The sequence below is a fragment of the Alcanivorax sp. 24 genome (genome assembly GCF_004360225.1).
In the GTDB taxonomy this organism is placed as follows: Bacteria; Pseudomonadota; Gammaproteobacteria; order Pseudomonadales; family Alcanivoracaceae; genus Alloalcanivorax; species Alloalcanivorax xiamenensis.
On record NZ_SNUA01000017.1, the window covers coordinates 23,058 to 38,013 of the forward strand.

Sequence of the window (14,956 nt, forward strand, 5' to 3'; positions counted from 1 at the left end):
CCCTATCGATCCAGACAGATCTTTCTGTCCGAGATGCGATTGATCTGCTCATCGGAGTGGGATACGAACACTACCGATTGATCCGAACAGATCTTCTTCATCATCGCTTTCTCTGCTTTTTGGCGGAACGATTGATCACCAACGCTCAGAACTTCATCCAAAAGCAGAACATCCGGAGACATATGGATAGCCACCGCAAATCCAAGACGAGATCGCATACCCGAAGAATAGGTCTTAACCGGCTCTTCCATAAAGTCACCCAGCTCAGCGAAAGCAGCGATTTCGTCGAGGTGGCTTTCGACTTGGTATCGGGAGTAGCCCAGCAACATACCGCTGATCACCGCATTGTCAATACCGGACAGTTCCCCGTCGAAACCCGCTTGGAGTGCGAGCAGCGATACCGTGACACCATGGTTAATTACCTGACCACTATCCGGTTGGATTATGCCCGCGATCAGCCGTAACAGCGTCGATTTTCCAGCACCGTTACGACCCACGATTCCCAGAGTTTCACCTCGGTAAAGATCAAAGGTGATACCTTCAAGCGCCTGATAATACCGGCTAGGCACAAACAAGCCGCCACGGCGTTTATAACGAACGCCAACATCACGCAGAGAAATGATCGCGTCTCCACTCATTCGATCACCACCCGTGGAAACACGCTCTCCAGCCGACGATATACTAAGGCCACTAAAACAAGTCCCGCCATACAGGCTAACGCCAGCCAACACGTCATTCCCCAATCCGGCCACTGGTGCTCCATCAGTATCAGACGATACTGATGGAGTAAGTTAGCCATGGGATTGGCAAAAAAATAGCTGTGCCATTGTTCCGGGATAGTATCAACGGTGTAGAACACGCCGCTGCAGAATAGAATAAATTGCAGGCCTGTGGGCACCAGGTTGAGCAGATCACGCAAGAACGGGATGATCATCGCCGTCAGGCAGCCGATGGCCGCCATCAGCATCAGTTGGATAGCAACCACCGGCACCAGCGCCAGCCAGTGCACCGTTGGATAAAATCCACAGGCAAACAGAAGAACAACGAGCATGATGAACACCGGTATCTGTTTTCCAGTGTTCTGTGCTACCGCTACAAGCGGAAAGAATAGCGGTGAAACACGCACCAGGTTCATCAAACCACGGCCTTGAATAATGGTTGCCGCAGCGTGCTGGACCGTCTTCGCGAACCATTGAAACGGCACCAGTCCAGTCAATAGATAGATAACATAGTTATCACCACCTCGCTGCAGTAGCAAACCGAAGACCAGATAAAACACCGCCATATACAGCAGTGGATCAATGATCCACCATAGATACCGCAAATGATTCTGGTTGGCCTCCGCCTTAAGGTTAAGGCGCGCCTTGGTGACCACCAGATCAGCAAACGCCCTTAAATTCCGTCGAACAGGGGGTCGAATCTGCGTATCGCGTTGGTCCGTCTGTTCCAGGCTCTTCACCCAATCAGCACCGAAGCTGGCGCCCATCCGCAACTTTTTCGCCTCGCTGGCGCAGCCAAGACGCTCAGCAGCCTCAGCAGCCCGTAAAAATGCCTGCCGGTGTTCGGGAAACTGCGCGCGTACCCGAGTCCAGCGGGACAGCGCTTCCTGCCAGCGATGATCCCTCATGGCAAACTCAGCATACTGACACCCACCTGCCGCTTGCTTGGGAAAACGCCGGCAGACCTCAGCATTTAATGCCTCGGCCCGGGCCCGCTCTCCCGCGCGAAACAAGACTTCGGCACTGGTCAGCCAGACATCGATGTCATTGGGAAATCGATAACGCGCCTGCTCCATCAGCATCACCGCCGACTCAGTCATACCGCCATCGGCCGCTACCAGCGCGCCGCGTATCCAGCCGTTCGGGTTATCTGGAAAACGCAGTCTCGCCTGCTCCAACAACCCCGCCGCACACTCGTACTCGTCAAGCTGATGGTGCGCCACCCCCGCCTGTATCCAAACTGGTCCCTGATCGGGGTACACTAGCCTTAATGTAGCCCAACGTTGCACGGCTTCACGCCACAGACCCTCATGCATGGCCTCCCAGCCCCACTCCAGCGCCCGTTCGGCAGGCAGTGGTTGAAGCTGATCAGAGCGGCGCTTGGAATGGGCGATCTGAGGTTTTGACATCGGAGAATCCGCTACTATCCAACCGCGTTGACAGCGTCGCCGATGGCAGCCTGGAAGCGCTGCTGGATCCGTGCCAGGGCCGGCTCATCCACGGCTTCATAACGCGTCACCAGTTTCGGTGAAGTGTTCGAGGCACGGCACAGTCCCCATCCGTCCTCATAATCCATACGAATACCGTCAATCACCGTGCGCTCACCTTGTCCCAGGTCGGCGTGGGTCTGCAGGTACTCGACGATGGCGAATTTGGTTTCCTCGGTAACGGTTATGGTGATCTCGGGCGTTGTGCACAAATCAGGGTAACGACCGAAGAAAGTCGCTGCGTCATCATCGTATCCGCTCAATATACGCAGCAGTCGTGCCGCGGCCACCAGCGCGTCATCAACGCCAAACCAGTCTTCAGCAAAAAAGACGTGGCCACTCATCTCCCCTGCCAGCAGGGCACCGGTCTCCTTCATTCTGGCTTTCATCAGCGAATGACCGGTTTTCCACATCTCCGGCTCACCACCAGCGGCGCGCACCACATCGAATAGAGCTCCGGTACACTTGACATCAAAGATCACTCTCGAGCCTGGAACACGCCGCAGAAGATCTTCCGCCAGTGCCATCAACAAGATGTCCGGGAATACGACCTTGCCGTCTGGCAGCATCACGCCGAGACGGTCACCATCACCATCGAAGGCCAATCCGAGATCGGCCTTTTCACCCTGAACCATGGCCATCAAGTCCGCCAGCGTCTCTATATCGCCAGGATCCGGATGGTGATTGGGAAAGGTGCCATCCACCTCAGTATAGAGCGGCAGCACCTCGCACCCGAGCGCGGCGATAGCCTCCGGAGCGATGACGCTGGCGGCACCGTTACCGCAATCCACCACCACCTTGAGCGGACGAGCCAATTGGTGCCGTTCTCGCAAAGCATCCAGGTACGCAGGCAGGATCTCACGCTGCTCCTGGTGCCCTCCTCCCCGACTCAGATCGCCGTCCAGAATCCGCGTTTTCAACGCCACGATGGCGTCGCCGGATAGTGCCGTACCCTTGATAACGATCTTGAAACCATTGTAATCCGGCGGATTGTGGCTACCGGTGATCATTACTCCGGAGTCGACACCGTCAAAATGATGGGTAGCGAAATACAGAACCGGAGTCGGCACCAAACCAATATCGATCACATCACAGCCGGCGGAGCGCAGGCCAAGACCAATAGCCTGATGCAAGGACGGCGAGGAAAGTCGCCCATCCCGCGCCAGGGCTACCTTGCCGCCTCCCTGGGACAACACCTCTGAACCTATGGCCTGGCCGATCAGCTCGGCGGCCTCCATGGTCAACGTGTCGCCGAAGATGCCACGAATGTCGTAAGCACGGAATAAAGTGTCGGATAACGTTATCGTCATGGGAAATCCCGTCAGTTCTGTTGCCGCTCGCGAACGTAGCGGGCCAGGGCGCGGCTGGAGCCGTCCAGCTCGTTAATGCCGCCCCCAGTATTAAGCACGTCTATCATCTCCATGGCGATACGCTTGCCCATTTCGACACCCCATTGATCGAACGGGTTGATACCCCACATCACTGCCTGTACGAACACCTTGTGTTCATAGAGCGCCAGTAGCGCACCTAACTGCCGCGGCGACAGTTCGTCCATCATCAGCGTAGTACTGGGTTGGTTGCCGCGATAATGCATGAATGGCGGTAACGACTGATCCGGTGTCAACGCCGCCTCTCCAAATGCCAGTAACCGTGATTGGGCCAGACAGTTGGCCACGGTCAGGCCATGTTGGTCTTCCAACGGCTCCAGTGCCGCGCTATTGCCGTTGCGACGGCCATGCCGCGCCGCCACCAGGAATTCGCAGGCCACGGGCTGAGTACCCTGATGAAGAAGCTGATAAAACGCGTGCTGGGCATTTGGGCCAACCTCTCCCCAAATCACCGGGCAAGTGTGATGTTTGACCGCCTCACCGGAGCGAGTCACCGATTTGCCGTTGGATTCCATCTCCAACTGTTCGACATAAGCAGGGAGGTGCTTCAGCCGGCCATCATAGGGCAGCACGGCCCGGGCGGTGATGTTCAGGAAATTGAGGTTCCATATATCCACCAGTCCCAGAGAGACCGGTACATTTTCGTCCCAGGGCGCGCTGCGGAAATGCTGGTCCATATCGTGAGCGCCGGCGAGAAATTCGCGGAACTGATCCATGCCGATGGCCAGCGCGATCGGCAAGCCGATGCAAGACCACAGCGAATAACGGCCACCGACCCAGTCCCACAGCCGGAGCTGGTTTTCCTGATGAATCCCCCACTCCGTCATCCGTTCAGAGCAGGCGGAAACGCCGATGAAATGACAGCGCAGCAAAGCGCCATTCACCTCAGGAAACGCCCGTTCCAACCAGGCGCGAGTGGTGGCCGCGTTACTCAAAGTGTCCATGGTGGTGAATGACTTGGAGGAAATTACCACCAGCGTAGTGCCGGGGTTCAATTCATCCAGCAGCGGTGCGATCTGGCTGCCGTCCATGGAAGAGACGAAGTGCAGACGTGGCCTCCCGCCCGTTTCAGGGTGGTGTTCGTGCAATGCCACCGATGCCATGAGCGGCCCCAGATCCGAGCCACCCACACCGATATTGACCACGTCGGTGATCGCGTCACCCTGACACCCTCGCCATTGACCGGAATGGACCCGATTGACGATATGCTCCATCAATGTGAGTTGCTCGTGCACCTCCGGTGCATTTTTCTTGCACTCGCGCAAGCGCCAATGCATTGCCGGACGGGACTCAGTCCAATTCACCTCACCGCCATCAAAAAGGCAACGAATCCAGTCATCCAGACCTCTCGCTTCGGCTAACGTCCGCAGCTTTTCCAGCGTACCCGCTGCAATTCTCTGTTTGCTGAAGTCCGCCAGCAGACCACAAGCGGAAAGGCTCAGACGTTCAAAACGTCGTGCATCCTGGGCGAACAAATCGGCGATATGAACACGTCCCGAACGATAAGCGTCATCACGTAACGCCTTCTCGGCCCGGCGCGCCATGAGTGTGTCCATAAGCGGCAATGCCATGATCAGGATCTCCCAATGCCATAGTAGGTGAACCCTTGATGTTTGACATAACGGGGGTCATAAATATTTCGACCGTCCAGAATCAGCGGCGTGCTCATCTTATTTTTCAACATGGCCCAATCGGGACTCCAGTACTCTTTCCATTCAGTCACAATCATCAACGCATCCACGTCCCTTGCCGCATGGTAACCGTCCTGGTGGGTATACAGGGGCCCGCGCCCGTCGGCCCACTGTGTCAGTTCCGGCAACGCCAGAGGATCGTGCACATGCACCTCCACGCCCTGCGCCCAAAGAGCCTCGATCAGGCGCAACGCCGGGCCGTTATCGACACGATCAGAACCAGGCTTGAACGCGGCGCCCCAAAGCGCCACTTTCTTATTCGCCACATCGCCTTCATAGTGACGCCAGAACTTGCGGAACAGCACTTCCTTTTGCCGCTCATTGATCTGCAGGACCTGCTCCAACAGCTCGGTATTGATTCGGCGGCTGCGCAACGCATCAGTCAGATTCATTACATCACGACTGAAGCCCGGCCCACCAAAACCACAACCGGCATACAGATAGGCGTCACCGATACGAGGATCCGATCCGACTCCCTGGCGAATCACCTCAATATCCACGTCCAGTTCTTCCGCCAGCATCACCATGTCATTCATGAAACTCAGGCGGGTCGCCAACATGCCACTGATAGCCAGCTTCGCGAACTCCGCTTCACGGGGACGCATCACCTGGATGACATCCTGCCGCCGATTGAAGGGCCGCAGTATTTCCCGGATCAGAATCTCACCAGAACGGTCGTCACAGCCGAGCAGGATATGTTCCGGGCGAGTGAAGTCATTTAACGCCCGGCCTTCCTGCAAGGTGTCCGGCAGGCAAATCACCGGCACCGTCCGCCCACGTTGTGCCAATGCTTCCCGCAGCTCTTCGGTCGTCCCGACCGGAAATACACTCTGATTGATCAGCAACTCACACTGCTCGCCACCTGCAATCCAATCCAGCAAGATGTCGGCTTGATCGCGCTCCCCCGGCTGCAACGCCAGAAACACCACTTCGCCCGGAGTAGGGGCCGGTGTCGCCAGATCCCGGCACCACAAATAGCCAGCTTCGATCTGCTCGCGAATCAGCGGCATAAGACCAGGTTCATGATACGCTTCCCGGCCGTCCCTCAGCTGTTGCCAATAACGCCCTTCAGGCAGGGACCAAGTCACTGTGTGGCCGGTTTGGGCCAGAGCCGATGCAGTCACCGCGGCACATAGCGTGTCCCCAACCACATCAACGCGCACGGTATTGCTCCAGGAGCGCCCGGGAGCATTCCGCCAGTTCCGGGTGGCCAAGCGCGAAGTGAATGAACGCTTCGAGATAACCGGCTTTGTTGCCGCAATCGAAAGTACGCCCGGTCATGGCGTAGGCTTCCACTGGCGCGCGCTCCAGCAGCGCGGCAATGGCATCGGTCAGTTGAATCTCGCCGCCAGCACCGGGGCGGGTATCAGCAAGCAGGCCCATGATCTCGCCGGGCAGAACATACCGTCCAACCACCGACAAATTAGAGGGCGCGTACTCGGGCGCGGGCTTTTCCACGAGGCCCTGGATCGCAATGCCATTGCCCGCTGTTGGCGCCGGTCCGGACATAGATACCACGCCATACTGATCGACCTTGTTCATCTGCACCGGCTCCACCATGATCTGAGCAGCCCCGGTAGACTCGAATCGTGCCAGCATAGCGCTCAAATCCGCCAGGTCACCAACGGTGTCAACCAGAACATCCGGAAGCATCACCACGAAAGGTTCGTCGCCGACAATCGGAGCTGCCTGAAGGATGGCATGGCCCAACCCCAGCGGTTCCCGCTGACGAACACCAATGACGCTGACGTGATCGGGAAGGATCTGGCGCAAGCTTTGCCGCAAACTCTCCTTGCCTTTCGCCTGTAACTGCGCGTCAAGCTCGGCGTTGATATCGAAGTAATCCTCGATCGCGCCTTTAGCGGCATGGTTGACCAGAATGATTTCACTGAGGCCGGCTTTCACCGCTTCCTCCACCACCAGATGAATGGCCGGGCGGTCCACGATCGGCAACATTTCCTTGGGAATGGATTTAGAGGCGGGCAGCATGCGCGTACCCAATCCCGCGACCGGGATCACTACTTTCGAAATCATCTGGCACCGTCCTTCATCATGGCTACTGCAAGAATCCGGGATCCATCACCTTATTTTCGACAGACGTCTCGAAGTCTTCCAACTTCCCTCCCCCGATTCCAAGGCATGAACAGATTCTAACCATACAAATTTCACGCTGTCGCTCGAGCTCTGCGGAACGAGTCGACCAATTCAAACAAGTTTTACTGTTTGTCACGAAAGGACCGTCCCGGCGGCTAAAACAAAGACATGAAAAACCGGCGAGCGTTTTTTTCCTTGAAACGGATCACAAAACAAGAAAGGCAGTGCATCCACGCTGGAGAGCCCCCCCCTCCTTAGCGCACCTGTGCGTATTGGCTCCGCGGCCGGCTACGCCGCAATCCGACCAACGCCAGTACTACCCCGAAGATCAGACCTCCACCGTACCAGGAAAGCGCCACCGTGTGACCGAACCAATCCACCAGCACCCCGGTCACCATCACCGGCAGAATGAAGCCGAAGTACGCCATCAGAAAGAACCCGGCGCTGGCGGCGGCGCGGCGTTCTTCAGCCAGCGCCAGCACGGCGCTGAGGCCGCCCAGGTAAATGAAGCCATAGCAGGCGCTGCTCGCCAGCACCGCGCCCGCTAACACGCCAACAAACTGTCCGTGCAGCGCCCCCCAGGCGATCAGAGCGTAGGCCACCGGCAGAATCAGCAATCCGATACGGGTGGAGGTCCGTGATGGCAGCAACCGCGCCAGGGGCTGGAACAGAACGCCGCAGCTGCAGGTGGCGAGGACCGCGAAGCCGGACCACTCACTCAGACCGTGCTTTTGCAGGGCCGAGGGCAGGATGGCGATGACCAGGCCCACCGTGCCCCAGGCCAGCAGAATCGCCCAGCCGAAGATCAGCGAACCCGCCGGGAAGAACGGTAATCGGGCCAACGGTGCCCGGCATGATCTGGGCGCGTCATCCCTTAAGCCGGCGGCCAGCACGAAAGCCACCACCGCGGCCAGCAGATAAAGCGGGAAGCTGGGCGGCGTCAGGCTGCTGGCCCGTAGCAAAAACAGGCTGGTCACCGCCGGGCCCAGGCCGAACCCGAGGGAGGTGGCGGCGGTCACCCAGTTGGCGGCACGGCGATGGTCGCCGCCGGAGAACAGATCATGCATGTAGCCCGGTGCCACGCTGGAGGCCAGCGCAGTGGCCACCCCAACCAGGAAGCGGGCTATCCCCAGGGCCAGAATCCCCGGGGCGACCAGGGTCAGTGTCGTTGCCACCAGACACAATACCAGAGCCGTCAGGATCAGCGATTTGCGCCCTACCCGCTCCGACAAGCCGTTCAACGACAGCAGCACCGGAATGATGCCGAATACGTAGCAGGCGAAGGCCACCGTGGTGACGCCCACGCCCACGCCGTCCTTGCCGGCCAGTGCGCTGTACAGGGGCGCCTGGAGGTTGGAGGCGGATGTGATAATGCACAGAGCAAAAGCCAAACGCAGGGCGTCGAAACAGCGCATAACGAACCTTGAAAAAAAGGAATACATGGGGCGCCTCGCCGGGGCACGCACGCGCGCGCCCCGGCCTGGGCGGGATCACACCATGGTCGTATTCGCCGGATTCGGCGGTAAGGTACACTTGGGTCTGGTTATTGATGAACTGTTCCGGGTTTTCCGGTAACGGTCGCGGGCATCGCGGTCTGTCATGCACTGGCCGCGGAGCTGCTGCGGGAAGCTTGCTTGCAAGCGAATCGGGGTTCCACAAGAATTCGCTTGCAAGCAAGCTTCCCACAGCGGCCTTAAGGACTTGGCATGAAGCTGGATATGGACCCGGACTCGGGGCTGCCCATTGCACAACAAATCGAAGACGGGATTCGCCACTGGATCGTGCGGAACGGCGCCGGTGGCGGCAGCCGTCTACCGTCCATACGCCGCCTGTCCAGCGAGCTGCACGTGAGCCGCAACGCCGCTATTGAGGCCTATGAACGTCTGATGGCCCAAGGACTGGTGCGCTCCAAACCCGGCTCCGGCTTCTATGTAACCAACGGCGCCGTGAGAATGTTGACCGGCACCGAGCCGGTTTGTGAGGAAGAGGTGGCCGATGATCGCTGGAGCCTGTTCCAGAGTGACGCCTCCACCTTGAAGCTCGGTTGCGGCTGGCTGCCGGGCAGTTGGCTGGAAGTGGAAGACCTGTCCTACGCGATTCGCCAGGTCACCCGCCAGGACAGCGCCGGCATCCTCGATTACAGCACGCCCATGGGCACCCCGGAGTTGCGCTTACTGATACGGGAGCGAATTCGCCTGCTTGGCATTGACGCCAGCATGCAGCAGATCCTGCTTACCGGCGGCGGCAGTCATGCCCTGGATCTGCTGGTGCGACTGTTACTGAAACCCGGCGACACTGTGTTCGTGGAATCACCAGGCTATTACAATTTGCTCGGCCTGCTGAAGCTGCAACAGGTGCATGTGGTGGGCGTGCCGCGCCTCCCCGGCGGACCGGATCCGGAACACATGGCGTACCTGCTGAAACAGCACAAGCCCAAGTTGTTTTTCACCAACAGCGTGTTTCAGAACCCCACCGGCACCACACTGGCGCCGACCTTTGCCCACCGTATCCTGCAACTGGCGGAGCAGCACGATTTCCAGATTGTCGAGGACGACATCTACGCGGACTTCCAGCATGAACCGACACTTCGTCTGGCCTCGCTCGATGGTCTCAGGCGAGTGATTTACCTCGGCAGCTTCTCGAAAAGCCTGTCCAGCTCCTTGCGGGTGGGGTTTATCGCCGCGGCGCCGGCGCGAATCAAGCCGCTGGTGGACATCAAAATGCTGACCAGCATTTCGGCCTCCCGTTTCTCTGAGCAGGTGGTCACGACCATGCTGCAGAACGGGGCCTACCGCAAACTGGTGGAACGGTTGCGCACGCGACTCTCCTCGCAAATGGTCACCGCCCTCAATCTGGTGCGGGCGGCGGGCTGGAAGGTGCATTCCGAGCCGGCGGGAGGGATGTTCATTTGGGCCCGCTATCCGGGCGTGGCGGATTCGCAAAAACTGGTGGACCTGGCGCGGCAATCCGGCGTCAGCCTGTCACCGGGTCATCTGTTCCTGCCCGATGAAACAGTCTCGCCCTGGCTGCGGCTCAACGTCGCCTATACACGGGATCGGCGGGCGATACGTTTTTTGAACGATCCGCAGGGAATGTGAATTCGCGTTATATTCGCGAGCAAACTCGCTTCCCACGGCGGCTCCGTAGCCCCCTGTGGGAAGCTGCCTTGGCAGCGAAGCGGCGTGCGGCATCAGTGTGTCGGGGAAGGGGCCTTGTAGGGAGCGGCTTCCTTTTGAGCAGGCTGATCGGCGGTGGGCTGCAGAATCAGCGCATCATTGTAGTCCTGGCGCGGCTGGTAGCCATTGACATAAGCACGCAGCAGCGCCCGCAAGGCATCCTGATCGCCACGTTCCAGCGCGGTACGGAAGCGATCCAGCGCCTGGTTGATCTCCGCCGGCGCCAGTTTCTCTTCATGGGCCTGCATGATCATTTCATGCTCGGTCTGGATCGAGCATTCCCCGATCAACAGTTCCTCATACAGCTTCTCACCGGGGCGCAGGCCGGAGAACACCACTTCGATGTCGCCGTCCGGGTTGGTGGTGTCACGGACACTCATTCCCATCAAACGAATCATGGTGGTGGCCAGATCCATGATCCGTACCGGCTCGCCCATGTCGAGCACGAACACCTCGCCACCCTTGGCCATGGCGCCGGCCTGAATCACCAACTGGGCCGCCTCGGGAATGGTCATGAAGTAACGAATCACGTCCGGGTGGGTCACCGTCACCGGGCCGCCCTGCATGATCTGTTTGCGGAACAACGGTACCACCGAGCCTGAAGACCCCAACACGTTACCAAACCGCACCATGGAAAAGATGGTGCCGTCACTGGTGCTGGCCAGTGCCTGCAATACCAGTTCAGCGAAGCGCTTGGTGGCCCCCATCACGTTGGTGGGCCGTACCGCCTTGTCGGTGGAAATCAGAATGAAATGCCGCACCCCGGCATCGCGCGCCCCTTCGGCGGCGGCCAGAGTACCGATAATGTTGTTGCGCACCCCGGCGTCCGGGTTGGCCTCGACAATGGGAACGTGCTTGTAAGCAGCAGCGTGATAGAGCGTATCAATGCGGTGTTCCAGACACAGGCTCTTCACCAGACCACGGTTAACCACCGAGCCCAGCATCGGCACCAGTTCGATGTCCTTGCCGCTTTCCCGCAGCACGCCGCCCAACTCCCGCTCGATGTCGTACAGCGCCACCTCGCTCTGCTCCAGCAGCACCAGGCGGCTCGGGTTCAGCTTCAGGATCTGGCGGCACATTTCGGAACCGATGGAGCCACCGGCACCAGTCACCATCACATGCTTACCGCTGATACAGCGGCTCAACAGATCCAGCCGGGGCGGCACCGCGTCACGGCCGAGCAGATCCTCGATGGCGACATCCTGGATCTCTTCCAGGCGCGCCTTGCCGCTGGCGATATCAGCAAAGGCCGGCACCGTCTGCACCCTCACTCCCAGCTTCTCCAGCCAGCTCACCACCGCCATGCGGCGCTGCCGGGACAGGTTTGGCATGGCCAGCAACACGGTGCGGATACGCTCATCCACCACCGCCTGTTTCAAGGTCAGGCGATCCACCACCGGCACCCCGGAGAGCAAGGTACCCTGTTTGCCCGGGTCGTCATCCACCACTAAAACCGGGTGCAGTTCCCGCCCCTGCTGTAACGCGGTCACCAATTGTCCGCCGGCACCACCAGCGCCATAAATCGCCACCGGTTCGGTGGTAAAATAGCCGGACATGACCCGATACAGGAACCGGCGTGCCAAAAACCGGCTGGATCCCAGATACAGCACACCCAGGGCCCAGAAGATCAAAAACACGGAGCGCGGCACCATCGCCGGCACCATATAGGAAAGGCTCGCTAAAACCACCACCGTGGCGGTCATGCCCAGCACCACCGACCAGGCCACCTCGGCGCCGAGATAACGGACGATGGAGCGGTAAAATCCAAGAAGATAAAGCGCGGGTAGCCCCACCAGCACGGTCAGGGGAAATAACCAGGGATCCTCGATCGGCGGGAACAGACTGCCAAAGCGCAAAGCGTAGGCGGTCCACAACATTACCGGCAGTGCCACCGCGTCCGCCATCAGCATGATGGCCCTTTTTTGCCAGCGGGAGCACTTGAGCACCCGAGCCACGGCACTTTGCAGCGATGAAGAAGCGGTATGCATAGGACCCTGTCCTTAGTCGTCTCAATGTCAATAAAAGAGAGCCATTATCGTGTGATGCAAATCACACTTCCAGGCCCGCGCGTAACGTTTTATAGCCCGCGCGTTAGGTAAACCGAGTGTAAATGTGAATGCATGACACTCATTGTGACGCACCCACGGCACCCTGCTGTTTTTGCAATAATTTAACGTTTTTACAGCGACCGGCCGAACAGGAAAATACCCCATTCAGGGGATTGACAACATCTGACCGAATCCCTCCGGCGAAGGGGCGATATAATAGCAGGTTTAATACCAAAGGAACCGCACGGAAACGACTTTTTTGTAAACCGGGAAAGAGCAACTTCGGCTCATGAAGCAACACTCCGCAACATTTGGTAATTGTAATCAGCAAGGCGACACGGCATGCTCGAATCATCGCGCAATGGATGAACAACAACATGGATGTGGCCGGAGCGTGATGATCAAAGCTTTCTTTACGACATTATCTCCTTTTGATTTCGCATTCCGCGCCTCTTCCAGAGGCGCATTTTATTTCATATCTCCGTAGATATATCACCGCTAATTGCCCATAGCCAACCCGTTCAATGGGAGCACGAATTCGTGTTGCATTCGCGGCCAAGGCCGCTTCCCACAGCGGCTTCGTAGCACGATCCGTGGGAGCTAGCTTGCTAGCGAATACGGCCTCCGGCGTTGCCCCATTCGCTTGCAAGCAAGCTTCCCACAGGGATTGTCACGAAGCCGTTGTGGGAAGCGAGCTTGCTCGCGAATACTCCCCAGCCGTTGGCGATTCGCTTGCAAGCAAGCCCCCACGGCAGCTCTGCTTGGCAGCGAACCATACCAGCATCGCCTTAAGGCGTGTCACCCTGCCACCAGGCACCCAGTCTCTCCCACCAGCTTATCTCCAGCACATAGAGCGGCTCCGCTCCCGGCAAGCGGTCTCCCCAGTGCGCCCGCCCCAACCCTGGCGTCCAGTAGGGCCCGGCCGGCGCCGGCACCGCGTTGATGCCATGCTGGCGAAACAACGCCAACGCCCTGGGCATGTGCAATGCCGATGTCACCAGGATCACTTTCTCTTCCGGTGGCACCCAGCGGGCCACCGCCCGGGCTTCCTGCTCCGTATTCAGCGCATCGCGGGAGCGCCAGATCGCGTCCTGCGGCACCCCCCAAGCCACCGCCAGCTCCGCCATGGCATCCGCCGAGGTCACGCTCTCCGGCGTCGAGTCCGGTGCGCCTCCCGACACAATCAGCTTGGCCGCGGGCTGCAACTGGAACTGGCGTACCCCTTCGGCCAAACGGGCAAGGGAATGGGCTCGCAATCGGGAAGGCGGCGGCAAGGCAGGGTCGTCCAGAGCCCCCCCGCCAAGCACCACCACCCAGGGAGCCGGTGGCGGCACGGTCAGTGGTGGGTAGGCATGCTCAAGGGGGCCGCCGAGCCAGCGGGCGGTGCCCGGCAGGGTGAACAACAGCAACAGCACCGTACCAGTGGTGACCAGGGCCAGCGCCAGGCGGCGCGCCCGGCCCCACCACAGCAACACCGTGCCACAGATCAGAAGCAGCAATACCGGCGATACCGGCATCGCCAATGAGGCCACCACCTTGGCCCACTGAAAAGTATCCAGATTCATCGGGGGAAAGCAGACTCCTTATCGTGCCGGCACACCCATGATGGTGACGCCGTCGGGCACATCGTGGAGCACCACCGCCCCCGCGCCCACCACCACGTTCGCACCAATGGTGACCCCCTCCTTCACCACCGCGCCGATACCAATGAAGCTGCCCTCCCCCACGGTCACATCACTGGCCAGATGCACGCCGGGACAGACATGGACACCGGCGGCCAGCCGGCAATCCCGGTCCACCGTGGCCCCGGTGTTGACGATACAGCCCATGCCCAGCACGCAATCCACGTTGACCACGGCGTTGGCGAAAACCACGCTGCCCGCGCCCATTTCCGCGAACCTGCTCACCGACGCGTGGGGATGAACGATGGTCGCCAGGGTCGCCCCCGACTCCAGTAACTCCGACAGTTTCCGCAAGCGGATGTTATTGCGCCCGATACCGACGGTCACCGAATCCATGGCGCTGATTTCCTCCAGCAGCTCGCCGCTGCGCCCGGAAACCTGCCAACGACCGTTGTCCTGTTTCTTGGGCCAGGCATCGTCATAGAAAGCGATTTTTCGCCACCCGGACGCGATAGCGGTATCGGCGATGACTTTGCCGTGTCCCCCGGCTCCCAGAATCCCCAACGAACGTGTCATGGCAACCTCCTTGCTCTGGTCAAAGCGTCCTTTCCTTGTATCACCGACCCGCATCACACGCCAGGGGGATTACATCACGGCGTCACCATTGCGTTCCGTGGGGGGCCTTACTCGCAAGTGAAGCGCAATACCGAACACTGTAGTCGCTGGCAAGA

At 59.3% G+C, this 14,956-nt stretch carries 11 protein-coding genes; 1 reads left to right on the forward strand and 10 read right to left on the reverse strand.

Annotated features, from left to right (window positions below; genetic code table 11):
* Nucleotides 1-2: 2 nt before the first annotated feature.
* The 7 genes from E0L37_RS18250 to E0L37_RS18280 form a co-directional block, all read right to left on the reverse strand.
* Nucleotides 3-638, reverse strand: coding sequence for an ABC transporter ATP-binding protein (locus E0L37_RS18250; RefSeq protein ID WP_133493095.1), 636 nt, complete (start codon nucleotides 636-638; stop codon nucleotides 3-5).
* Nucleotides 635-2,128, reverse strand: a complete 1,494-nt coding sequence (locus E0L37_RS18255; protein ID WP_236564138.1) for an ABC transporter permease — start codon at nucleotides 2,126-2,128, stop codon at nucleotides 635-637. The genes E0L37_RS18250 and E0L37_RS18255 overlap by 4 nt, the downstream gene beginning before the upstream one ends.
* A gap of 14 nt (nucleotides 2,129-2,142) precedes the next feature.
* On the reverse strand, nucleotides 2,143-3,516 hold the full coding sequence (locus E0L37_RS18260; protein WP_133493096.1) for a phosphomannomutase/phosphoglucomutase: 1,374 nt from the start codon (nucleotides 3,514-3,516) through the stop codon (nucleotides 2,143-2,145).
* 11 nt (nucleotides 3,517-3,527) lie between these two features.
* Complete coding sequence (gene pgi / locus E0L37_RS18265) at nucleotides 3,528-5,165, reverse strand: glucose-6-phosphate isomerase (RefSeq protein ID WP_236564139.1); 1,638 nt, start codon at nucleotides 5,163-5,165, stop codon at nucleotides 3,528-3,530.
* 2 nt (nucleotides 5,166-5,167) lie between these two features.
* Nucleotides 5,168-6,448 carry a UDP-glucose/GDP-mannose dehydrogenase family protein gene (locus E0L37_RS18270; protein ID WP_133493097.1) on the reverse strand — a complete coding sequence of 427 codons (1,281 nt, stop codon included), beginning with the start codon at nucleotides 6,446-6,448 and terminating at the stop codon, nucleotides 5,168-5,170.
* Entirely contained in the window at nucleotides 6,438-7,319 is an 882-nt protein-coding gene (locus tag E0L37_RS18275) for a UTP--glucose-1-phosphate uridylyltransferase (protein WP_133493098.1), read from the reverse strand. The genes E0L37_RS18270 and E0L37_RS18275 overlap by 11 nt, the downstream gene beginning before the upstream one ends.
* A 314-nt stretch (nucleotides 7,320-7,633) precedes the next feature.
* A complete protein-coding gene (locus E0L37_RS18280) occupies nucleotides 7,634-8,794 on the reverse strand; it encodes an MFS transporter (protein ID WP_133493143.1) in 1,161 nt (386 codons plus the stop codon).
* 291 nt (nucleotides 8,795-9,085) lie between these two features.
* Between E0L37_RS18280 and E0L37_RS18285 the strand changes: the two genes are divergently transcribed.
* Nucleotides 9,086-10,477, forward strand: coding sequence for a PLP-dependent aminotransferase family protein (locus E0L37_RS18285; protein WP_133493099.1), 1,392 nt, complete (start codon nucleotides 9,086-9,088; stop codon nucleotides 10,475-10,477).
* A gap of 92 nt (nucleotides 10,478-10,569) precedes the next feature.
* Here the strand turns inward: E0L37_RS18285 and E0L37_RS18290 are convergent, their stop codons facing one another.
* The 3 genes from E0L37_RS18290 to E0L37_RS18300 form a co-directional block, all read right to left on the reverse strand.
* Nucleotides 10,570-12,543, reverse strand: a complete 1,974-nt coding sequence (locus tag E0L37_RS18290; RefSeq protein WP_133493100.1) for a nucleoside-diphosphate sugar epimerase/dehydratase — start codon at nucleotides 12,541-12,543, stop codon at nucleotides 10,570-10,572.
* 848 nt (nucleotides 12,544-13,391) lie between these two features.
* Nucleotides 13,392-14,168, reverse strand: a complete 777-nt coding sequence (locus tag E0L37_RS18295; protein ID WP_133493101.1) for an ElyC/SanA/YdcF family protein — start codon at nucleotides 14,166-14,168, stop codon at nucleotides 13,392-13,394.
* An 18-nt stretch (nucleotides 14,169-14,186) separates the two neighbouring features.
* A complete protein-coding gene (locus E0L37_RS18300) occupies nucleotides 14,187-14,801 on the reverse strand; it encodes an acetyltransferase (protein ID WP_133493102.1) in 615 nt (204 codons plus the stop codon).
* Between the last annotated feature and the right edge of the window lie 155 nt (nucleotides 14,802-14,956).

Bases quoted from the DNA above. Each gene is read 5' to 3' on its own strand.
- E0L37_RS18250 (WP_133493095.1), bottom strand. From the start codon at position 638: ATGAGTGGAGACGCGATCATTTCTCTGCGTGATGTTGGCGTTCGTTAT.
- E0L37_RS18255 (WP_236564138.1), bottom strand. From the start codon at position 2,128: ATGTCAAAACCTCAGATCGCCCATTCCAAGCGCCGCTCTGATCAGCTT.
- E0L37_RS18260 (WP_133493096.1), bottom strand. From the start codon at position 3,516: ATGACGATAACGTTATCCGACACTTTATTCCGTGCTTACGACATTCGT.
- pgi (WP_236564139.1), bottom strand. From the start codon at position 5,165: ATGGCATTGCCGCTTATGGACACACTCATGGCGCGCCGGGCCGAGAAG.
- E0L37_RS18275 (WP_133493098.1), bottom strand. From the start codon at position 7,319: ATGATTTCGAAAGTAGTGATCCCGGTCGCGGGATTGGGTACGCGCATG.
- E0L37_RS18280 (WP_133493143.1), bottom strand. From the start codon at position 8,794: ATGCGCTGTTTCGACGCCCTGCGTTTGGCTTTTGCTCTGTGCATTATC.
- E0L37_RS18285 (WP_133493099.1), top strand. From the start codon at position 9,086: ATGAAGCTGGATATGGACCCGGACTCGGGGCTGCCCATTGCACAACAA.
- E0L37_RS18290 (WP_133493100.1), bottom strand. From the start codon at position 12,543: ATGCATACCGCTTCTTCATCGCTGCAAAGTGCCGTGGCTCGGGTGCTC.
- E0L37_RS18295 (WP_133493101.1), bottom strand. From the start codon at position 14,168: ATGAATCTGGATACTTTTCAGTGGGCCAAGGTGGTGGCCTCATTGGCG.
- E0L37_RS18300 (WP_133493102.1), bottom strand. From the start codon at position 14,801: ATGACACGTTCGTTGGGGATTCTGGGAGCCGGGGGACACGGCAAAGTC.